Genomic DNA, 20,113 nt, shown 5'->3' with positions numbered 1-20,113 from the left:
ACGTTCCCGCTCGTGGCATTTCTTCGAAACTTCTTCTCAGGATGGCTGTCTGTTGCCGGTTGGCGGCGAATGTGCCGTATTGCGTAGCGCTACGGTTTCGCGTTGCTTGTGTGGGCCGGTCCGCCGGCTGGCTTGCCGGTTGTTCATGAGGACGTGCCCGGAGCCTAAATGGTTCATGCCTCGAAGGGAACGTGATGTGCACGTCACCCTAACGAATGATCGAACGCGTATGCGAGGCTGGACTAGCATAAGGATTCCCCCTGGGTGGCGTTACAACCGCTCTACCAGGCCTCGGTAGGCTCTCAGCGGCTACCGAGGCCGAGCCCGATACCCACAGGGCCCCAAATGAAATTCAGCGAGGAGCGAACCGCGTGACCGCCGATTCCGTGCCGTCCACTGCGCTGCTGACCGGAGCAGGCGGCTCAGACAGGGACAGCTCCAACTACACCGCGCGGCACCTCCTCGTCCTCGAGGGGCTCGAAGCGGTCCGTAAACGCCCCGGGATGTACATCGGGTCCACGGACAGCCGCGGACTGATGCACTGCCTCTGGGAGATCATCGACAACTCGGTCGACGAGGCTCTCGGCGGCTACTGCGACAGCATCGAGGTCATCCTCCACGACGACGCCTCGGTCGAGGTCCGAGACAACGGCCGGGGCATCCCGGTCGACGTGGAGCCCAAGACCGGGCTCTCCGGCATCGAGGTCGTCATGACCAAGCTGCACGCCGGCGGAAAGTTCGGCGGCGGGTCCTACTCGGCGTCGGGCGGCCTGCACGGCGTCGGCGCCTCCGTCGTGAACGCGCTCTCCGCCCGGCTGGACATCGAGGTCGACCGCGGCGTCACCCACTCCATCAGCTTCCGGCGTGGTGTCCCGGGCATCTTCACCGAACAGGGGCCGGACAGCCCCTTCGACCCCGCCAACGGCCTCCGCAAGGGAAAGCGCGTCCCCAAGGCGCGTACGGGCACCCGTACGCGGTACTGGGCGGACCGGCAGATCTTCCTCAAGGACGCGAAGCTCGACCTGGAGACGCTGTACCAGCGGGCACGCCAGACCGCGTTCCTCGTGCCCGGCCTCACCATCGTCGTACGCGACGAGCGGGGCATAGACGGCGAGGGCAAGACGGAGGAGACGTTCCACTACGACGGTGGGATCAGCGAATTCTGCGAGTACCTGGCGCAGGACAAGGCCGTCTGCGACGTCCAGCGCCTCAGCGGAACGGGAACGTTCAAGGAGACCGTGCCGGTCCTGGACGACCGGGGGCACATGACGGCGACCGAGGTCACGCGTGAGCTGAGTGTCGACATCGCCCTGCGCTGGGGGACCGGCTACGACACCACTCTCAGGTCCTTCGTCAACATCATCGCCACCCCCAAGGGCGGCACCCATGTCAGCGGTTTCGAGCGCTCCCTCACGAAGACGGTGAACGAGGTCCTGCGCTCCTCCAAGCTGCTGCGGGTGGCCGAGGACGACATCGTCAAGGACGACGCCCTCGAGGGCCTGACCGCGGTCGTCACCGTACGGCTCGCGGAGCCGCAGTTCGAAGGGCAGACCAAGGAGGTGCTGGGCACCTCGGCGGCCAACCGGATCGTGGCCAACGTGGTCGCCAAGGAGCTCAAGGCATTCCTGACGTCCACGAAGCGCGATGCCAAGGCTCAGGCCAGGGCGGTGCTGGACAAGGCGGTGGCCGCCGCACGCACCCGTATCGCCGCCCGCCAGCACAAGGACGCGCAGCGCCGCAAGACCGCGCTCGAGTCCTCCTCGCTGCCCGCGAAGCTCGCGGACTGCCGGAGCGACGACGTGGAGCGCAGCGAGCTCTTCATCGTGGAGGGCGACTCGGCCCTCGGCACCGCGAAGCTGGCCCGCAACAGTGAGTTCCAGGCGCTGCTGCCGATCAGGGGGAAGATCCTCAACGTCCAGAAGTCGTCCGTCTCGGACATGCTCAAGAACGCCGAGTGCGGAGCCATCATCCAGGTCATAGGAGCAGGCTCCGGACGCACCTTCGACATCGACGCGGCGCGTTACGGCAAGGTCATCATGATGACGGACGCCGATGTCGACGGTTCGCACATCCGCACCCTGCTGCTCACGCTCTTCCAGCGCTACATGCGGCCGATGGTCGAGGCCGGGCGGGTATTCGCGGCTGTGCCCCCGCTTCACCGGATCGAGCTCGTCCAGCCGAAGAAGGGCCAGGACAAGTACATCTACACCTACTCCGACAACGAGCTCCGGCAGACCCTGCTGGAGCTGCAGCGGAAGAACGTGCGGTTCAAGGACTCGATCCAGCGGTACAAGGGCCTCGGCGAGATGGACGCGGACCAGCTCGCGGAAACCACGATGGACCCGCGCCACCGCACCCTGCGCCGGATCAACATCGGCGACCTGGAATCCTCCGAGCAGGTCTTCGATCTGCTGATGGGCAACGAGGTCGCCCCACGCAAGGAGTTCATCACCAGCTCCGCCGCCACCCTGGACCGCTCGCGCATCGACGTCTGAGACTTTCCAGCCGTGGGTGGAGACCTTTCTCCACCCACGGTCAGCCTCTGAGCCGATCCCCTGACCGACGCGCTTCCGTAGCGTCGAAGACATCGGGATCTTCACGCCCTCGGAGGCTGTCGTGGCAGAGCTCCTCGACGTTCTGGTGATCGTCGCGTCGGCATACACCAGGGGACGGCGGCCCTTCTCATATCGCTCGCGGCGATGCTGTTTCGCACGCGGCGGTGTTCTGGCCATGCGGGCCGGGGACATGAGTGAGCGGGATGGTGTCACCGAGGGTCTCCAGGCCGGCGACACGCCGTCGGCGGACGTGCAGGCGATGTCGAAGGCCGGGGCGTGAACTGCGGCACGTGGACGAGCCGGCCTTACGGCCGGGGACTCGCACACCCACCCGGCACTTCCTTCACCTGAAATGGTGAAGCATCGCGAATGAAGTGCCCGGGATCTTCCCGGTCTGCCCATTCTTGGCTACGCGGCCGTAGAGGCTCGTGGACAAGGGAGTTGTCGGTGGAGAAGGAAGCAGGGCCGGGCGCCGCAGCGATGCGGCTCGACGACCCGTGGTACGAGGCGTCGGGCACGGTGTGGGGTGAGCCGGACGGTGCGGGGGCTGTGGCGCCCGACGGGCGGTTTCGGTCACAGGAGCAGGGCCGGAGCGCGGCAGAGATCTACATGGAGGTGCAGAACAGCCCCGCATTCCGTGAAGTGCGCCGCCGTTACCGGCGGTTCGTGGTTCCCTCCGTTGTCGCCTTCCTGCTCTGGTACCTGGCCTATGTCATCGCGGCCACCACCGCCCACGACCTGATGGCGCGTCCCGTCGTGGGCGCGCTCAATGTGGCCATGGTTGCCGGACTCGGACAGTTCCTCACCACGTTCCTGCTCACCTGGGCGTACGCCCGTCACGCGCGTCTGCACCGGGACCGCGCCGCTCTGGAACTGCGTTGGGACACCCAGGAGATGACAAGAGGGATCAGCCGGTGAGGGGGGACCATCAGACGCTGGCGCTGCTGCTGTTCAGCGTGTTCATCGCCGTGACGCTCGGCATCACCACCTGGGTCAGCCGCAACAGGCAGGGGTCTGCCGAGGAGTTCTACGCCGGCGGACGGCTGTTCTCCCCCATGGAGAACGGATTCGCCATCGCCGGTGACTACATGTCCGCGGCGTCCTTCCTCGGCATCTCGGGGCTGATCGCCCTGTTCGGCTACGACGGCATGCTCTACTCCGTCGGATTCCTCGTCGCCTGGCTCGTGGTCCTGCTCCTCGTCGCCGAACTCGTACGCAACTGCGGCCGGTTCACGCTCGCCGACGTGGTCGCCGCCCGGATGGCGGAGCGCCCGGTGCGCACGGCGCTGGGCACCTCGTCGGTCACCGTCTCGGTGCTCTATCTGGTGGCCCAGATGGTGGGTGCGGGCAGCCTCGTCGCGCTGCTGCTGGGAGGCACGAGCGACACCGCCCGATCCTGGACGGTGGTCGGGGTCGGAGCGCTGATGGTGCTCTACGTGTCGCTCGGCGGCATGCGCGCCACGACCTGGATCCAGATCGTCAAGGCGGTCCTGCTGATGGCCGGCGCCGTCGCGCTCACGGTGCTCGTCCTTCTCCGTTTCCATGGCGACGTCAACGCCCTGCTGACCTCCGCCGCTGAACGCAGCGGCCACGGACGGGACTTCCTCTCGCCGGGCCTGAGGTACGGCGGGAGCTGGACTGCGCGCTTCGACTTCATCAGCCTCGGGCTGGCGCTCGTCCTCGGCACGGCCGGGCTGCCGCACATCCTGTCGCGCTTCTACACCGTCCCCACGGCCCGGGCGGCCCGGCGTTCCGTCGTCTGGTCCATCGGACTCATCGGAAGCTTCTACCTGATGACCATCGTGCTCGGATTCGGAGCTGCCGCGCTCGTCGGACCCGCGGACGTCCGGGCGTCCAACGCCTCCGGGAACACGGCTGTCCCGCTCCTGGCGCTCGTCCTCGGAGGCGGTGAGGGCTCCACGGGCGGCACGGTTCTCTTCGCCGTCGTGGCCGCCATCGCCTTCGCCACGATCCTCGCCGTGGTCGCGGGCATCACCCTCGCCTCCTCCGCCTCCGTCGCCCACGACCTGTACGCCTCGTTCCGGAAGCCGGGTGCCAAGCAGCGCAGCGAGGTCGGCGTGGCCCGGGTGGCCGCGGCGGGCATCGGGGTGGTGGCCATCGGGCTCGGCCTTCTCGCCCAGAATCTGAACGTCGCGTTCCTCGTCGGCCTGGCCTTCGCGGTGGCGGCCTCGGCCAACCTCCCGGCGTTGCTCTACTCGTTGTTCTGGCGGAATTTCACCACCCGGGGCGCGGTCTGGGCCGTCTACGGCGGACTGATCCCCGCCGTCCTGCTCGTCCTGCTCTCGCCGGTCGTCTCGGGGAGCGCCACCTCGCTCTTCCCCGGCGTCGACTTCGCCCTCTTCCCCCTGGAGAACCCGGGACTGGTGTCGATCCCGGCGGGCTTCCTGGCCGGCTGGATCGGCACGCTCACCTCACCCGAGCCGCCGGACCCGGCCAAGCACGCGGAGACGGAGGTCCGGTCGCTCACCGGAGCGGGGGCGGCATAGGCGGGGCCGCGCCATCAGGAACCGGTGGCCCAGAGGTACCGGTGTTCGGGGCGGCCGGTCTCGCCGTACCTGAGGGAGAGCCGCACGCGGCCCGTGCGTTCGAGCAGCTTCAGATAGCGCTGGGCCGTCTGCCGGCTCATCCCGGCGCTCTCCGCGACCTCCTGGGCGGAGAGCGGCCCGCCGGCAGCCCGCAGGGCCTGGCGGACCAGTTCCGCGGTCGTCGTCGAATGGCCCTTGGGGAGGTCGGACCCGCCCGTGGCCCACAAGGCCCCGAACAGCCGGTCCACCTCCGTCTGCTCGGCCTCGCCGCCACTCTCGAAGGTGCGGCGCAGCGCCGCGTAGGCCTCCAGTTTGGTGCGGAGCCCGGCGTACGCGAACGGCTTGACCAGGTACTGGAGGGCGCCGTGGCGCATCGCCGCCTGTACGGTCGCCACGTCGCGAGCGGCCGTCACCATGATCACATCGGTGTGATGACCGAGGGCGCGCAGCTCCCGCACCACGGCCAGGCCGTTGCGGTCCGGCAGATAGTGGTCGAGCAGGATCAGATCGACGGGCACCTCGCCGATCCTCGCGAGCGCCTCCGCCGCGGAGTGGGCCATGGCGGCCACCCGGAATCCGGGCACCTTGGCGACATAAGCCGCGTTGATCCGGGCGACCCGTACGTCGTCGTCCACGACCAGAACCTCGATCACTGGGCGTCTCCTGACGTCGCGGGCCGTGCGGGGGCCGAGGGGCCGCCCGCGGTGGGGGAGCCGAGCCGTTCCGGGCCACCGGGCGCAGGGATGCCCAGCTGTTCCGGGCCGCCCAGAGCCTCCGGAAGGACGACGGTGAACACCGCCCCGCCCTCGGGGGCACTCGACACGGACACGCTGCCGCCCTGTCGCTCGGCGAGCCGCCGCACCAGCGGCAGCCCCAGGCCCCGTTTGCCGTGGGCCGGGAGTTCCTTGGTCGACCAGCCCTCCGTGAAGATGGATTCGTGATCACCGGCCGGCACGCCGGGGCCGCTGTCGCACACGCGCAGTACCACCGTACGGCCCTCGGCCCGCAGCCCGACCTCGATCCGTGCGTCGGGCGACCCCGCGGCCGCGTCGAGCGCGTTGTCCACCAGATTGCCGAGGACCGTCACGAGTCCGCGTGGGTCCACGAGCCGGTCCGGCAGGAGGGTTCCCGCCGCCATGCGCAGAGCGACACCGCGCTCGGCGGCCACGGTCGCCTTGCCGACCAGGAGCGAGGCCAGAAGGGGGTCGTGGACCTTCTCGGTGACCTGCTCGGCCGTCGCCCGGTGGACGCCGACGACTTCCGTGACGAACTCCACCGCTTCTTCGTGCATCTCCAGTTCCAGCAGCCCCAGGAGGGTGTGCAGCCGGTTGGCGTGCTCGTGGTCCTGGGCGCGGAGGGCGTCGATCAGGCCGTGGGTGGAGTCGAGTTCACGGCCGAGGTACTCCAGTTCCGTACGGTCGCGCAGTGTGGCGACGGCCCCGCCGTCGTCGGTCGGCATCCGGTTGGCGAGGAGCACGCGGTTGCCGCGGACCGTCACCAGGTCCTCGCCCACCACCCGCCCGGCCAGCACGTCGGTGGTGCGCCCCTCGCCCAGCGCCTCGTCGAGCTGCTTGCCCGAGGCCTCGGGGCCGAGACCGAGCAGACGCTGGGCCTCGTCGTTCAGGAGCCTGATGCGCCCTGTGCGGTCCAGCGCGACGACGCCCTCACGGATGCTGTGCAGCATGGCCTCGCGCTCGGTCAGCAGCGCCGAGATGTCGGAGAACGCCAGGTCATGCGTCTGCCGCTGAAGACGGCGGGAGATCAGGTAGGCGGCCAGTGCTCCCACTGCCAGCGCTCCGCCCGCGTAGGCGAGCAGCCCGGGGATCGCGGCGAGCAGCCGGGCGCGGACGCTGTCGTACGCGATGCCCACCGAGACGGCACCGACGACCCGGTCCGATCGGTCGAGCAGCGGCACCTTGCCGCGCGCCGAACGTCCGAGCGTGCCGCTGTCGATCTCCATCACGGACCTGCCGGCGAGCGCCGCACTGGGGTCGGTGGAGACGACATCGCCGATGCGGGAGGAGTCCGTGTGTGACCAGCGCACCCCCTGCCTGTCCATGACCACGACGTATTCGGCACCGGTCGCCCGTCTGATCCGCTCCGTCGCGGCCTGGACGGCGCCGCCCGGGCGCGGGTCGGTGGTGAGCAGCGACGCGGAGATCTGCGGCTGCGCCGCCGTGGACTGCGCGATCGCCAGGGCGCGGCGCATCGCCTGGTCGTCGAGCTGGGCACTGAGCGGTGCCAGGAAGAGGCCCGTGACGAGGACCGTGACGCCGGTGATGATGGCCAGCTGCATCAGCAGGACCTGCGAGAAGACCCGCCGCGGCCAGCCGAACCGGCGCGGTCCCCGTGGGGTGGTCCGTGGGGCGCTCATCGTACGAACGGTAAGGGGCAATCCGCGCTCACCGAAATCCCGGACGCCTGCAGCCCGCCGATCACTCTCCGATCGCCGGTCAGGCCGGGCCCTTGCCCTCCCGCCCTCCATCTGTGAGCGTTCTACGGGTATCCGTCTCGACGCAATATTTTTGCGGTTCTTGCGCTAATCTTGCGCTTATGACGCGACGACTTGCTCAGGTTGCCCAGAAAGTAGGAGTCAGCGAGGCCACGGTCAGCCGCGTGCTGAACGGCAAGCCGGGTGTCTCCGACGCCACACGCCAAGCTGTTCTCTCCGCCCTGGACGTGCTCGGCTACGAGCGTCCGACGCAGCTCCGCGGTGAGCGTGCCAGGCTCGTCGGACTGGTCCTGCCCGAGCTGCAGAACCCGATCTTCCCGGCCTTCGCCGAAGTGGTCGGCGGCGCGCTCGCCCAGCAGGGCCTGACCCCGGTGCTCTGCACCCAGACCAAGGGAGGGGTCTCCGAGGCCGACTACGTGGAGCTCCTCCTGCAGCAGCAGGTGTCCGGAGTCGTGTTCGCCGGTGGTCTCTACGCCCAGGCCGACGCCCCCCACGACCACTACAAGGTGCTCGCCGACCGCAAGATCCCGGTCGTCCTGATCAACGCCGCCATCGCGCATCTCGGCTTCCCGGCGGTCTCCTGCGACGACTCGGTGGCCGTCGAGCAGGCCTGGCGTCATCTCGTCTCGCTCGGCCACGAGCGGATCGGATTCGTCCTCGGCCCGGCCGACCACATGCCCTCGCAGCGCAAGCTCGCCGCCGCCCGCGCGCTGGCCGCCCAGTCGGGGGTCACCGTGCCGGACGAGTGCGTCTCCCGGGCCATGTTCTCGCTCGAGGGCGGCCAGGCCGCCGCCACACGGCTGCTCGACCAGGGGATCACGGGCATCATCTGCGCCAGCGACCCGCTGGCCCTGGGCGCGGTACGCGCGGCGCGCCGCCGGGGACTGTCGGTGCCCGGGGAGGTCTCCGTCGTCGGCTACGACGACTCCGCGTTCATGAACTGCACCGAGCCGCCGCTGACCACGGTGCGCCAGCCGATCGAAGCCATGGGCAGGGCCGCGGTCGAGCTGCTCTCCGTGCAGATCGGGGGGCGCACGGTGCCCTCGGACGAGCTCCTCTTCGAGCCGGAACTGGTCGTCCGTGGTTCCACGGCCCGCCCGCCCCGGCCGTAGGGGGGTGAGATTTTCCGCCGGTTGTAGCTAATTTGCAGGACCCGCATCCTCCGGAGCGGCCGCCTTCGGGGCAGGCAGCGGCTGGGGCGGGCGCGGGCCGGTGTACTGCCCGCTGGGACGCATGCGCAGCGGCCGTTCCGTGTACTCCTCCATCGCGTGAGCGATCCAGCCCGCCGTGCGGGACACGGCGAACACGGTCTCACCCGTTTCGGCGGGCATGCCGTACGCGACCGAGAGGGCGGCCAGAGCCAGGTCGACGTTGGCGTGCAGAGGTGTGTGGCGGGCGGTGGTCGCGACGACGTCACGGGCGGCCGCCACCGCCGGGGCCGCCTGCGGAATCTGGTCCAGCAGCGAGAAGAGCTCGCCCGCCCGCGGATCCTCGCTCGTGTAAAGGCGGTGGCCGAGCCCCGGTACCCGTCGGCCGGCGCGCAGATGGTCCGCGACGACAGGAGCCGCGCCTCCCCGTTCCACGACCTCGGCCAGCATCCGGTGCGCCGGCCCGCTGGCGGCGCCGTGCAGCGGGCCCTCCAGCACGCCGAGTCCCGCGGAGACCACGGCATACGGGTTCGCGTGGGTCGAGGCGGCGACCCGTACCGCCAGGGTTGAGGCCGCGAGATCGTGGTCGGCCAGCAGCGCGAGCGCCGTGTCGAGCAGGGCCAGTGCGGCCGCGTCGGCGGGCCGGGCCGAGAGTTTCGGCCACAGTCGGGCGGCCAGAGAGCCCTCGTCCCCCACCGCGCCGTCGGCCCCGTTCCCTGCCGCCGGCAACGCCCCGACCAGGGTGGGGATCAGGTTGCGCGCGCTGTTGAGCACCCCCTGGGGGGAGAGGTCGAACCGCAGGGGATCGGCGGACGCGGCCGCGGTGACAGCGGCACGGAGCCGGTCCGTCGCGCTGCTGTGCCGCGGCATCGAGGCGGCCGTCCGCCGGGCCGCGGCGAGAGGTTCGCGCGCCGCGGTGAAGCGGATGCCAGGGCGGAGCTCGCCGGTCCAGATCCACTCGGCGACCTCCTCGTAGCCGTGGTGACGGGCGAGTTCGGTCGCGTCGACGCCGCGGAAGAAGTAGCGGTCCGGCTCGATGAGCGTGATGCCGGTGCGGAAGACCAGATCGCCCGTGGAGGACGGCGAAGGCTCCCTGCGCCCGGTGCGGCGGGCCAGGGTGTCGACCTCGGTGGCGTCGAACGTACTGCCGCGTCCGCCGGGGGCCCGCCTGCTGGTCAGCTGCCCCCGGCTCACGTAGGCGTACACGGTCTCGGGCTTCACCCCGAGGCGTTCGGCCGCCTCCCGGGTGGTGAGCCTGCGGGGCGCCGCCCCTTCGGCTCCCGCGTCCTGCGTGCCGGTTCCGTGCGCCGAGTCATGCGTCATGGTGCCCACCGTATCCATGTCCATGGATGCCGGATCACCTCTGGCGACGTTTCATATTGATGAAATCAATATTGACAACTCTGAAGTCAATCATGGACAGTCGAATCAATGTACAGCCCATCGGTGAAGGAGAGACCTGCCATGCCTGCCTCGCATACGGATACCGCCCCGCTCGACGTGCCCCGGGGTCTCGCCGGGGTGATCGTCACCGACACCGCGCTCGGTGACGTGCGCGGGCGCGAGGGGTTCTACCACTACCGGCAGTACTCGGCGGTCGAGCTCGCGCACAGCCGCAGCTTCGAGGACGTCTGGTTCCTGATGTTCCACGGCGAGCTGCCCGGCCGGACCGAGAGCGCCGGCTTCGCCGCCCGGACTGCCGGTCTGCGCCGGCTGCCGGCAGAGGTTCGGGAGGCGCTGCCCGCCATCGCCCGGGCCGGGGCTCTCTCCGGACCGCTCGCCGGACTTCGTACGGCGCTCTCGCTGCTCGGCGCCTCGGCCGGGTTCCGTCCGGTGTACGACATCGGGGCCGACCGCCGCCGTGAGGACGCCCTCGCCGTCTGCGCGGCCGTCCCCACGGTGCTGACCTCCCTGTACCGCCTGGGCCAGGGCCTGGAGCCGGTCGAACCGCGTGACGACCTACCGTTCGCGGCGAATTACCTGTACATGCTGACCGGCGAGGAGCCGGACGCCGTACGGACCGCGGCCGTGGAGCGGTACCTCGTCTCCACCGTCGACCACGGTTTCAACGCGTCCACGTTCACCGCCCGAGTGATCGCCTCCACCGGCGCCGATGTCGCCGCCTGCCTCGTCGGAGCCGTCGGCGCGCTCTCCGGCCCGCTGCACGGCGGCGCGCCCAGCCGGGCGCTGGACACCCTGGACGCCATCGGCACCCCGGACCGGATCGACGGCTGGATCCGTCAACGAGTTCTCGCGGGGGAACGGATCATGGGATTCGGGCACCCCGTCTACCGCACCGAGGATCCGCGCTCACGGATGCTCCGCTCGGTCGCGCAGAGCTTCGGGGGCCCACTCGTCGACTTCGCCGTCGAAGTCGAAAGCCAGGTGGAGGCGATCCTCGCCGAGCTCAAGCCGGGACGCGAGCTGCACACGAACGTGGAGTTCTACGCCGGTGTCGTCATGGAGCTCTGTGGTCTGCCGCGTGAGATGTTCACGCCCACCTTCTGTGCCGCGCGCATGGTCGGCTGGAGCGCCAATATCCTGGAGCAGGCGGAGGACTCGAAGATCATCCGCCCGGCGGCCCGCTATGCCGGACCCCCGCCTCCGCAGCCCGTACCGACACTCTGACCGACCCGAGGAAGGCCCCGTTGACCCCGCCCCACGCCCCGCAGATCCCGGTCGTCGTCCTGGCAGGGTTCCTCGGCTCCGGCAAGACGACACTGCTCAACCATCTGCTCCGCAACAGGGCGGGCAACAGGATCGGCGTCGTCGTCAACGACTTCGGGTCCATCGAGATCGACGCCATGACCGTCGCGGGGCAGGTCGGATCGACGGTCTCGCTGGGCAACGGCTGTCTGTGCTGCGCGGTCGACGCGAGCGAGCTCGACACCTATCTGGAGACGCTGACCGGGCCCGCCGCGCGCCTCGACGTGATCGTCATCGAGGCCAGCGGTCTCGCCGAGCCCCAGGAACTCGTACGGATGCTGCTGGCCAGCGACAATCCGCACATCCGGTACGGGGGACTGGTCGAGGTCGTGGACGCGGCCGAATTTCCCGCCACGCGGGAGCGCCACCCCGAGATCGACCGCCACCTGGCGGCCGCCGACCTGATCGTCCTGAACAAGACCGACCGGGTCACCGACGCGGACTTGGCGGCGGTGCGGGAGACGGTCGGGACGGCGGGCGCCAGGGCGGCTGTCATCCGCGCCGCGTACGGCAGGATCGACCCGGAGCTGCTCTTCGATCCCGTCCTCCGGCCGGAGGAGGACGACTCGTTCCGCCAGCTGACGTTCGAGGACCTGCTCCCCGAGGCCGACCGCACGCACGAGGAGCACCTGCACTCGGCGTACGAGAGTGTCTCCTTCACCGCGGACGTGCCGCTCAGCCCCCGCCGCTTCATGGCGTTCCTCGACTCCAGGCCGGCGGGGCTCTACCGGATCAAGGGATACGCCGACTTCGGTGCGGGCGACCCCGGCAACCGGTACGCCCTGCACGCCGTCGGGAGGTTCCTGCGCTTCGTGCCGGAGCGCTGGGCCCGCGACGAACCGCGACGGACCCAGCTGGTGCTGATCGGCTCCGGTATCGACACCGCGGCCCTGTACAAGGAGCTCGAGGCCTGCCAGGACGCGTGGCAGGACGCCACCGAGGAGCTGGAGCGCAGTATGTGGGGCGTCCTGCGGTATGTACGGCAGCCGGACGACGAGGACTGAGCCCCCGCCGCCCGGCCGGGTGTCCTACAGAGGTCCGGCGATCACCGCGACCTGACTCGTCAGCGGTGTGCCCGAACCGTCCCGGCGCGGATCCGGGTCCGGAAGCTCTGCCGGTGCGCCGTTCTTCTGGGCCGCCCGCGCCGGGGTCTCGCCCGCCCAGGCGAACACCAGGACGTCCTCCCCCTTGAGGAAGCGCTGGCAGCGCACCCCGCCGGTGGCCCTGCCCTTGCGTGGGTACTGGTCGAACGGGGTGAGCTTCCAGGTCCGCTCGGAGTCGTCCAGCGTGCCGTGCGACCCGGCGACCGTGAACACCGCCGCGTCCGCGGAGGGATCCACCGCCGCGAACGAGAGAACGGTGGCGCCCGCCGCGAGCTTGACACCCGCCATGCCGCCCGCGGCGCGTCCCTGCGGCCTCACCGACGCGGCCGGATAGCGCAGCAGTTGGGCGTCGGACGTGATGAAGACCAGGTCCTCCTCGCCCGTACGCAACTGCTTGGCGCCGACGATCCGGTCACCGTCCTTCAGCGAGATGACCTCCAACTCGTCCTTGTTGGCGGGGTAGTCGGGGACCACGCGCTTCACCACGCCCTGCAGGGTGCCGATGGCCAGGCCCTGCGCCTCCTCGTCGAGGGTGGTGAGACAGATCAGCTCCTCGTCCGGCTCCAGCGTCAGGAACTCCGAGATCTGGGCACCGCCCGACAGGTTCGGAGCGGCATGGGTGTCCGGCAGCTGCGGCAGGTCGATCACCGAGAGCCGGAGCAGCCGACCCGTGGACGTCACCGCGCCCACGTCCCCGCGCGCCGTCGAGGGGACGGCGGAGACGATCGCGTCGTGCTTCGCGCGCCTGGCGTCCTCGGCCTGGGGGACCGGCTCGGCGTTGGCCGTACGGGCCAGGAGGCCGGTCGAGGAGAGGAGCACCAGGCACGGGTCGTCGGCGACCTCCAGCGGCACCGATGCGACCTGCGAACCCGCCGACTCCAGCAGTACCGTGCGCCGCTCGGTGCCGAACTTCTTCGCCACCGCGGCCAGTTCGGTCGAGACCAGCTTACGCAGCTCGGCGTCCGACTCCAGGATCGCGGTCAGCTGTGCGATCTCCTCGCTGAGCTTGTCGCGCTCGCTCTCCAGCTCGATCCTGTCGAAGCGGGTGAGCCTGCGCAGCGGGGTGTCCAGGATGTACTGGGTCTGGATCTCGCTCAGCGAGAAGCGCTCCATCAGGCGCTCCTTCGCCTGCGCCGAGTTGTCGCTGTCCCGGATGAGCCGGATGACCTCGTCGATGTCGAGCAGCGCCACGAGGAGGCCCTCGACCAGGTGCAGCCGGTTACGCCGCTTGGTCCTGCGGAACTCGCTGCGCCGGCGCACCACGTCGAAGCGGTGGTCGAGATAGACCTCGAGGAGCTCCTTCAGCCCCAGGGTGAGCGGCTGTCCGTCGACCAGCGCGACGTTGTTGATGCCGAAGGACTCCTCCATCGGCGTCAGCTTGTAGAGCTGCTCCAGTACGGCCTCCGGCACGAAGCCGTTCTTGACCTCGATCACCAGACGCAGACCGTGCGCCCGGTCGGTGAGGTCCTTGACATCCGCGATGCCCTGGAGCTTCTTCGAGCCGACGAGGTCCTTGATCTTGGCGATCACCTTCTCCGGCCCGACGGTGAAGGGCAGTTCGGTGACGACGAGACCCTTGCGACGGGCCGTGACGCTCTCTATGGCTACCGTGGCACGGATCTTGAACGTGCCGCGCCCCGCGGCGTAGGCGTCCTTGATGCCGCCGAGGCCGACGATCCTGCCGCCGGTGGGCAGGTCGGGACCCGGGACGAAGCGCATCAGCGTCTCGAGGTCCGCGCCCGGGTGCCGGATGAGGTGGCGGGCGGCGGCGATGACCTCGCCGAGGTTGTGCGGGGGCATGTTGGTCGCCATGCCGACCGCGATCCCGGAAGCACCGTTGACCAAAAGGTTCGGGTACGCGGCCGGGAGGACGACCGGCTCCTGCTCCTGGCCGTCGTAGTTCGACTGGTAGTCGACGGTGTCCTCGTCGATCGACTCCGTCATCAGCGACGTGGCGTCGGCCATCCGGCACTCGGTGTACCGCATGGCCGCCGGCGGGTCGTCGTTGCCCAGCGAGCCGAAGTTGCCGTGCCCGTCGACGAGGGGCAGGCGCATCGAGAACGGCTGTGCCATGCGCACCAGTGCGTCGTAGATCGAGGCGTCACCGTGCGGGTGCAGTTTGCCCATCACTTCGCCGACGACGCGTGCGCACTTCACGTAGCCGCGGTCGGGGCGGAGCCCCATCTCGTTCATCTGGGACACGATGCGGCGGTGCACGGGCTTCATGCCGTCGCGGGCGTCGGGAAGAGCCCTGGAGTAGATCACCGAGTACGCGTACTCGAGGAAGGAGCCCTGCATTTCGTCGACGACGTCGATGTCGAGGATCTTCTCCTCGAAGTCGTCCGGCGGCGGGGTTTTCGTGCTGCGGCGGGCCATCGCGGCTGCGACTCCTTCACAGATTCTGTCGGGCAACCTCAGGTTCTGACGCCGACCATTGTGGCCCGCCGTACTGACAACACCGACCTCGACCCGTCCGAAGCGGTCCTCAGGGCCTCCGCGGAGCCCTCGTCCACGGCAGTATCTACGACAACATTCACCCGACGGGAACTTCGCCAGGTGCCCGTGCGCTTGCCTAGAGTGGCAGGTCCGGCAGGAAATCCTGTACCGATCGAAGGGACGTACATGCCCATGGGTCACACGGCCACAGCCCAGGCCGGTTCCGGCGGCTTGACGGCGACCGAGCACCGTCTGGCCAACGGCCTGCGCGTGGTGCTCTCCGAGGACCATCTGACCCCCGTCGCCGCGGTCTGCCTCTGGTACGACGTCGGCTCCCGCCACGAGGTCAAGGGGCGCACGGGTCTGGCTCACCTCTTCGAGCACCTGATGTTCCAGGGCTCGGGCCAGGTCAAGGGGAACGGGCACTTCGAGCTGGTGCAAGGGGCCGGCGGTTCCCTGAACGGCACGACCAGCTTCGAACGCACCAACTACTTCGAGACGATGCCCACGCACCAGCTGGAGCTGGCCCTGTGGCTCGAGGCCGACCGGATGGGCTCACTGCTCGCCGCGCTCGACGAGGAGTCCATGGAGAACCAGCGGGACGTCGTGAAGAACGAGCGCCGCCAGCGCTACGACAACGTCCCGTACGGCACGGCCTTCGAGAAGCTCACCGCTCTCGCCTACCCGGCCGGGCACCCGTACCACCACACGCCGATCGGCTCGATGGCCGACCTGGACGCGGCGACGCTGGAGGACGCGCAGGCGTTCTTCCGTACGTACTACGCGCCGAACAACGCGGTGCTCTCCGTGGTGGGGGACATCGACCCGGAGCAGACGCTCGCCTGGATCGAGAAGTACTTCGGCTCCATCCCCTCGCACGACGGCAAGCAGCCCCCGCGCGACGGCACGCTGCCCGGCATCATCGGCGAGCAGCTGCGCGAAGTGGTCCAGGAGGAGGTCCCCGCGCGTGCGCTGATGGCCGCCTACCGGCTGCCGCACGACGGCACCCGCGAGTGCGACGCCGCTGACCTGGCCCTGACCGTGCTCGGCGGCGGCGAGTCGTCACGCCTGCACAACCGGCTGGTGCGCCGCGACCGTACGGCGGTGGCCGCCGGTTTCGGGCTGCTCAGGCTGGCCGGCGCGCCGTCGCTCGGCTGGCTGGACGTCAAGACGTCCGGTGGCGTCGAGGTGCCGCAGATCGAGGCGGCCGTCGACGAGGAGCTGGCCCGCTTCGCCGAGGAGGGCCCCACCCCGGAGGAGATGGAGCGCGCCCAGGCGCAGTTGGAGCGCGAGTGGCTCGACCGTCTCGGCACGGTCGCCGGCCGCGCGGACGAACTGTGCCGGTACGCCGTCCTGTTCGGTGACCCGCAGCTCGCCCTGACCGCGGTGGGCCGTGTGCTCGAGGTGACGGCCGACGAGGTCAAGGCAGCCGCCCGGGCGCACCTGCGTCCCGACAATCGTGCGGTCCTGGTCTACGAGCCGGTCGAACCGGCCGACGAGACCGAGGGCACCGACGCGCCCGAGGGGGCCGACAAGTGACCGACGCCGCCGTGACTGGAGTAGCGATGGAGTACCACCCGCAGCCGACCGCCGGCGAGGCCAGGCCCTGGGCCTTCCCCGCGCCCGAGCGCGGCGCCCTGCCCAACGGGCTGACCGTGCTGCGCTGCCACCGGCCCGGCCAGCAGGTTGTCGCCGTGGAGATCTTCCTCGACGCCCCGCTGGACGCCGAGCCCGAGGGCCTGGACGGTGTGGCCACGATCATGGCGCGCGCGCTGTCCGAGGGCACGGACAAGCACTCCGCGGAGGAGTTCGCCGCCGAGCTGGAGCGGTGCGGCGCCACGCTGGACGCCCACGCGGACCACCCGGGTCTCCGTGTCTCCCTGGAGGTACCGGTCTCCCGCCTGACCAAGGCCCTCGGCCTGGTAGCGGAGGCTCTGCGGGCCCCGGCCTTCGCGGAGAGCGAGATCGAGCGTCTGGTGGGCAACCGCCTCGACGAGATCCCGCACGAGCAGGCCAACCCGGCCCGGCGCGCGGCCAAGCAGCTCTCCAAGGAGCTCTTCCCCGCCACCGCACGGATGTCGCGCCCGCGCCAGGGCACCGAGGAGACGGTCCGGCGGATCGACGCCGCCGCCGTACGCGCCTTCTACGACGCCCATGTCCGCCCCTCCACGGCGACGGCGGTCGTCGTCGGTGACCTCACCGACGTGGACCTGGACGCGCTGCTCTCCGACACGGTCGGTGACTGGTCGGGCAATGCCGGCCAGACCCGGCCCGTGCCCCCGATCACCGCGGACGACACCGGCCGTGTGGTCATCGTGGACCGCCCGGGAGCCGTGCAGACGCAGCTGCTGATCGGCAGGATCGGCGCGGACCGGCACGACAGCGTGTGGCCCGCCCAGGTCCTCGGCACGTACTGCCTGGGAGGCACTCTGACCTCCCGGCTGGACCGCGTGCTGCGTGAGGAGAAGGGCTACACCTACGGTGTCCGGGCCTTCGGGCAGGTGCTGCGCTCGACGGCGCCCGACTCCTCGTCCGGGGCGGCGGGTGCCGCGATGCTCGCCATCAGCGGCTCCGTCGACACCGAGTCCACCGGTCCCGCGCTGGACGACCTCTGGAAGGTCCTGCGCACCCTTGCGGCCGAGGGGCTCACCGACGCCGAGCGGGAGACGGCCGTGCAGAACCTCGTGGGCGTCGCCCCGCTCAAGTACGAGACTGCGGCCTCCGTCGCGGGCACCCTGGCCGACCAGGTGGAGCAGCACCTCCCGGACGACTACCAGGCGAAGCTGTACGCACGCCTGGCCGACACCGGCACGGTCGAGGCGACCGCCGCCGTGGTCAACGCGTTCCCGGTCGACCGGCTCGTCACCGTCCTGGTCGGGGACGCCGCTCAGATCAAGGAGCCCGTGGAGGCGCTCGGTATCGGTGAGGTGTCGGTCGTCAGCGGCTGACAGAACCGGACATACGGACCCCGGCGGGTCTACTCCCGCCGGGGTTCTGTCATTTGTCCGTATTGCAGAGAAGGTTGCAGTTCGTCCTGTGGGATGTGCGACAAAAGGCCCTTTCCGTTTGGCGGGGGAAAGTCTCCCGATCTAGCGTCGGCGCGGCTGTCCGCCGGACGATTGCCGCGCCCGCGGCGCCGGACAGCCATCGCCGAGTCCCCGTCAGGCGCGAGCCTGGGGAGCCGGGGACCCACGAAGTCCCTGGGGTGAATCGGATCCCTGTACCTCGTCGGAGGCTCAGGGGCCCGTAGGAGACCTTCCTGCTCCGAACCCGTCAGCTAACCCGGTAGGCGAGAAGGAAGGAAAGGACCAGCCCCTCCATGGCGTTCATCCGTGCCACCGGGAAGCACCGTGCCCCGAGCCGCCTGACGCGCAAGAGCGCCAAGGTCGCCGGCGTCGCCGCCCTGGCCACCACCGGCGTACTCGGTGCCACGGCCTCCCCGGCCCTCGCCGCGGACTCCGAGGTCACCGCGGGCAGCACCGGCCTGACCCAGACGGTCGCCCTCGACACCACCCTCGCCGCCCAGATCGAGGCTCAGGCGACGGCCCAGAAGCACCAGGCCGACGTCGCCGCGAAGGCGGCGGCCGAAGCGAAGGCGAAGGCCGAGGCCAAGCGCAAGGCGGAGGCCCGCGCCAAGGAGGCCCGCGAGGAGAAGGCGCGCGCCGCCCGCGCCGCCGAGCGCGCCCGGCTCAACGCGTTCCACCTCCCGGTCGCCGGTTCCCACGTCACCACCGGCTACCAGTCCGGTGGCGCGCTCTGGTCCTCCGGCACCCACTCCGGCGTGGACTTCCAGGCCGCGTCCGGCACCTCGGTCGTCGCGGTCGGCGCCGGTACGGTCGTCGAGGCCGGCTGGGGCGGCGCCTACGGCAACAACATCGTGCTCAGGATGAAGGACGGCACGTACACCCAGTACGGCCACCTCTCCTCGATCGGCGTCTCCGTCGGCCAGAGCGTCGGCTCCGGCGAGCAGATCGGTCTCTCGGGCTCGACCGGAAACTCCACCGGGCCGCACCTGCACTTCGAGGCCCGGAGCACCCCCGAGTACGGATCGGACATGGACCCCGTCGCCTACCTCCGCGCCCACGGCGTCCAGGTCTGACTCCACGCCGCACCGCGATCTCCGACGAAGGCCCCGGCACCCGCCGGGGCCTTCGCCGTGTCCGGGGCCTTCGCCGTGTCCGAGGGCGACGCGTGCCGAAGCCGCCGCGGAAGTGCTCCCTGGCCAAAAGATATCCATGGATTCCACCCCGCCATCGGAAATTCCGGCCGGTTGCAATAGAGTCACAGAACAGGCGTCGATCGGCCGCGTTTCGCGGGGATTAAGGCGGAGGTTCGGACATGCGCATTCCCGCGCATTCGGTATGCACGGCAATCCGTGACGACATCGTCTCCGGTGTCTTCGAACGTGGCAGCCGCCTCACCGAAGAGGTGCTCGCGCGTCGCTACGGCGTCTCCCGCGTCCCCGTGCGCGAGGCGTTGCGCACCCTGGAGTCCGAAGGGTTCGTCGTCACCCGCAGGCACGCGGGTGCCTGTGTCGCCGAGCCCACCGAGCAGGAGGCGGCCGACCTCCTGGAGATACGCATGCTCCTGGAGCCCCTCGGGGCCGCACGCGCGGCCCAGCGCCGCACCGACGCACATCTCAAGGTGCTGCGCGGCCTGGTCAGGCTGGGCCAGGAGCGGGTGCGCCGCGGCGAGGGGGAGGATCTGCGCTCGCTCGGGGGCTGGTTCCACGAGACGCTGGCGCAGGCCTCGGGGAGCCCCGCGCTGATCGCTCTGCTCACCCAGCTCCGGCACAAGATCGCCTGGATGTACGCGGTCGAGCAGCCGGTCCGCCCCGCGGACTCCTGGGCCGAGCACGGCGCTCTGGTCGACGCCGTGGCCCGCCGCGACGTGGAGCGGGCCAGGGCGCTCGCCACCCAGCACGCCGAGCGCGCGACAGCGGCCCACCGGCTGCGGCGCGTGCCGGGGCACACGCCCGGCCAGGCCCGGGTGAGGACTTCGCAACATTCCGTAAACATCGCGGGAGTCCGTCATTAACAATTGCGCCGTATACAAAGAGAGTAATTATCGGAGGGCTTTCTTTTTGCTGCCCTGATCCATCTTTTCCGGAGCTCTGCACCGGTTCGGGAAACAGAAAAGCCGCGGCTCCCGGTCGGGGGTGCCGCGG

Annotated in this window: 14 protein-coding genes and 1 riboswitch; of the genes, 10 read left to right on the top strand and 4 right to left on the bottom strand. The window is 70.1% G+C overall.

Annotated elements, in window-relative coordinates; all coding sequences use genetic code 11:
* The first annotated feature begins 371 nt into the window (after window positions 1-371).
* The 3 genes from ACIQM3_RS35005 to ACIQM3_RS34995 all read left to right on the top strand — a co-directional run bounded on the left by ACIQM3_RS35005 (window position 372) and on the right by ACIQM3_RS34995 (window position 5,062).
* Entirely contained in the window at window positions 372-2,495 is a 2,124-nt protein-coding gene (locus ACIQM3_RS35005) for a type IIA DNA topoisomerase subunit B (protein ID WP_401631742.1), read from the top strand.
* 507 nt (window positions 2,496-3,002) lie between these two features.
* A complete protein-coding gene (locus tag ACIQM3_RS35000; protein WP_401631739.1) occupies window positions 3,003-3,473 on the top strand; it encodes a DUF485 domain-containing protein in 471 nt (156 codons plus the stop codon).
* Window positions 3,470-5,062: a cation acetate symporter gene (locus ACIQM3_RS34995; protein ID WP_401631736.1), complete on the top strand. Its 1,593-nt coding sequence runs from the start codon at window positions 3,470-3,472 to the stop codon at window positions 5,060-5,062. The genes ACIQM3_RS35000 and ACIQM3_RS34995 overlap by 4 nt, the downstream gene beginning before the upstream one ends.
* A 14-nt stretch (window positions 5,063-5,076) precedes the next feature.
* Here ACIQM3_RS34995 and ACIQM3_RS34990 read toward each other — a convergent pair whose 3' ends face one another.
* Both ACIQM3_RS34990 and ACIQM3_RS34985 read right to left on the bottom strand, forming a co-directional pair.
* Window positions 5,077-5,754 (bottom strand): response regulator, encoded by a 678-nt coding sequence (locus ACIQM3_RS34990; protein WP_401631734.1) that lies wholly within the window; start codon window positions 5,752-5,754, stop codon window positions 5,077-5,079.
* The gene (locus ACIQM3_RS34985; RefSeq protein ID WP_401631731.1) at window positions 5,751-7,475 is read right to left on the bottom strand and encodes an ATP-binding protein; all 1,725 of its coding nucleotides are present in this window, start codon (window positions 7,473-7,475) and stop codon (window positions 5,751-5,753) included. Before ACIQM3_RS34985 ends, ACIQM3_RS34990 begins: the two co-directional genes overlap by 4 nt.
* A gap of 179 nt (window positions 7,476-7,654) precedes the next feature.
* Between ACIQM3_RS34985 and ACIQM3_RS34980 the strand changes: the two genes are divergently transcribed.
* Window positions 7,655-8,665, top strand: a complete 1,011-nt coding sequence (locus tag ACIQM3_RS34980) for a LacI family DNA-binding transcriptional regulator (RefSeq protein ID WP_401631729.1) — start codon at window positions 7,655-7,657, stop codon at window positions 8,663-8,665.
* 27 nt (window positions 8,666-8,692) lie between these two features.
* Here the strand turns inward: ACIQM3_RS34980 and ACIQM3_RS34975 are convergent, their stop codons facing one another.
* On the bottom strand, window positions 8,693-10,024 hold the full coding sequence (locus ACIQM3_RS34975; protein ID WP_401631727.1) for a citrate/2-methylcitrate synthase: 1,332 nt from the start codon (window positions 10,022-10,024) through the stop codon (window positions 8,693-8,695).
* A gap of 141 nt (window positions 10,025-10,165) precedes the next feature.
* Here ACIQM3_RS34975 and ACIQM3_RS34970 point away from each other — a divergent pair, with 141 nt between their 5' ends.
* On the top strand, window positions 10,166-11,329 hold the full coding sequence (locus tag ACIQM3_RS34970) for a citrate synthase/methylcitrate synthase (protein WP_401631725.1): 1,164 nt from the start codon (window positions 10,166-10,168) through the stop codon (window positions 11,327-11,329).
* Window positions 11,330-11,349: 20 nt separating this feature from the next.
* On the top strand, window positions 11,350-12,411 hold the full coding sequence (locus tag ACIQM3_RS34965; RefSeq protein WP_401631722.1) for a CobW family GTP-binding protein: 1,062 nt from the start codon (window positions 11,350-11,352) through the stop codon (window positions 12,409-12,411).
* A gap of 24 nt (window positions 12,412-12,435) precedes the next feature.
* On the opposite strand, the gene ACIQM3_RS34960 is transcribed toward ACIQM3_RS34965, so the two are convergent.
* Complete coding sequence (locus ACIQM3_RS34960; RefSeq protein ID WP_401631719.1) at window positions 12,436-14,886, bottom strand: DNA topoisomerase (ATP-hydrolyzing) subunit A; 2,451 nt, start codon at window positions 14,884-14,886, stop codon at window positions 12,436-12,438.
* A gap of 246 nt (window positions 14,887-15,132) precedes the next feature.
* Here ACIQM3_RS34960 and ACIQM3_RS34955 point away from each other — a divergent pair, with 246 nt between their 5' ends.
* The 4 genes from ACIQM3_RS34955 (at window position 15,133) to ACIQM3_RS34940 (ending at window position 19,983) form a co-directional block, all read left to right on the top strand.
* On the top strand, window positions 15,133-16,485 hold the full coding sequence (locus ACIQM3_RS34955; RefSeq protein WP_399232952.1) for a M16 family metallopeptidase: 1,353 nt from the start codon (window positions 15,133-15,135) through the stop codon (window positions 16,483-16,485).
* 26 nt (window positions 16,486-16,511) lie between these two features.
* Window positions 16,512-17,894, top strand: coding sequence for a M16 family metallopeptidase (locus ACIQM3_RS34950; RefSeq protein ID WP_401631900.1), 1,383 nt, complete (start codon window positions 16,512-16,514; stop codon window positions 17,892-17,894).
* A 190-nt stretch (window positions 17,895-18,084) separates the two neighbouring features.
* Window positions 18,085-18,253, top strand: a riboswitch (cyclic di-AMP (ydaO/yuaA leader).
* A 12-nt stretch (window positions 18,254-18,265) separates the two neighbouring features.
* Window positions 18,266-19,045, top strand: a complete 780-nt coding sequence (locus ACIQM3_RS34945) for a M23 family metallopeptidase (RefSeq protein WP_401631715.1) — start codon at window positions 18,266-18,268, stop codon at window positions 19,043-19,045.
* Window positions 19,046-19,284: 239 nt separating this feature from the next.
* Entirely contained in the window at window positions 19,285-19,983 is a 699-nt protein-coding gene (locus ACIQM3_RS34940; RefSeq protein ID WP_401631712.1) for a GntR family transcriptional regulator, read from the top strand.
* Window positions 19,984-20,113: the final 130 nt, after the last annotated feature.

It is taken from the genome of Streptomyces sp. NPDC091271 (genome assembly GCF_044757505.1).
In the GTDB taxonomy this organism is placed as follows: Bacteria; Actinomycetota; Actinomycetes; order Streptomycetales; family Streptomycetaceae; genus Streptomyces.
Note: the sequence above shows the minus strand (reverse complement) of the source record. Positions and strands in the feature narration are given on the sequence as shown.

What these genes read in the sequence shown, in the direction of transcription:
- ACIQM3_RS34985 (WP_401631731.1), bottom strand. Translation starts at nt 7,475, where the DNA reads ATGAGCGCCCCACGGACCACCCCACGGGGACCGCGCCGGTTCGGCTGG.
- ACIQM3_RS34980 (WP_401631729.1), top strand. Translation starts at nt 7,655, where the DNA reads ATGACGCGACGACTTGCTCAGGTTGCCCAGAAAGTAGGAGTCAGCGAG.
- ACIQM3_RS34975 (WP_401631727.1), bottom strand. Translation starts at nt 10,024, where the DNA reads ATGACGCATGACTCGGCGCACGGAACCGGCACGCAGGACGCGGGAGCC.
- ACIQM3_RS34970 (WP_401631725.1), top strand. Translation starts at nt 10,166, where the DNA reads ATGCCTGCCTCGCATACGGATACCGCCCCGCTCGACGTGCCCCGGGGT.
- ACIQM3_RS34960 (WP_401631719.1), bottom strand. Translation starts at nt 14,886, where the DNA reads ATGGCCCGCCGCAGCACGAAAACCCCGCCGCCGGACGACTTCGAGGAG.
- ACIQM3_RS34955 (WP_399232952.1), top strand. Translation starts at nt 15,133, where the DNA reads ATGCCCATGGGTCACACGGCCACAGCCCAGGCCGGTTCCGGCGGCTTG.
- ACIQM3_RS34950 (WP_401631900.1), top strand. Translation starts at nt 16,512, where the DNA reads ATGGAGTACCACCCGCAGCCGACCGCCGGCGAGGCCAGGCCCTGGGCC.
- ACIQM3_RS34945 (WP_401631715.1), top strand. Translation starts at nt 18,266, where the DNA reads ATGGCGTTCATCCGTGCCACCGGGAAGCACCGTGCCCCGAGCCGCCTG.
- ACIQM3_RS34940 (WP_401631712.1), top strand. Translation starts at nt 19,285, where the DNA reads ATGCGCATTCCCGCGCATTCGGTATGCACGGCAATCCGTGACGACATC.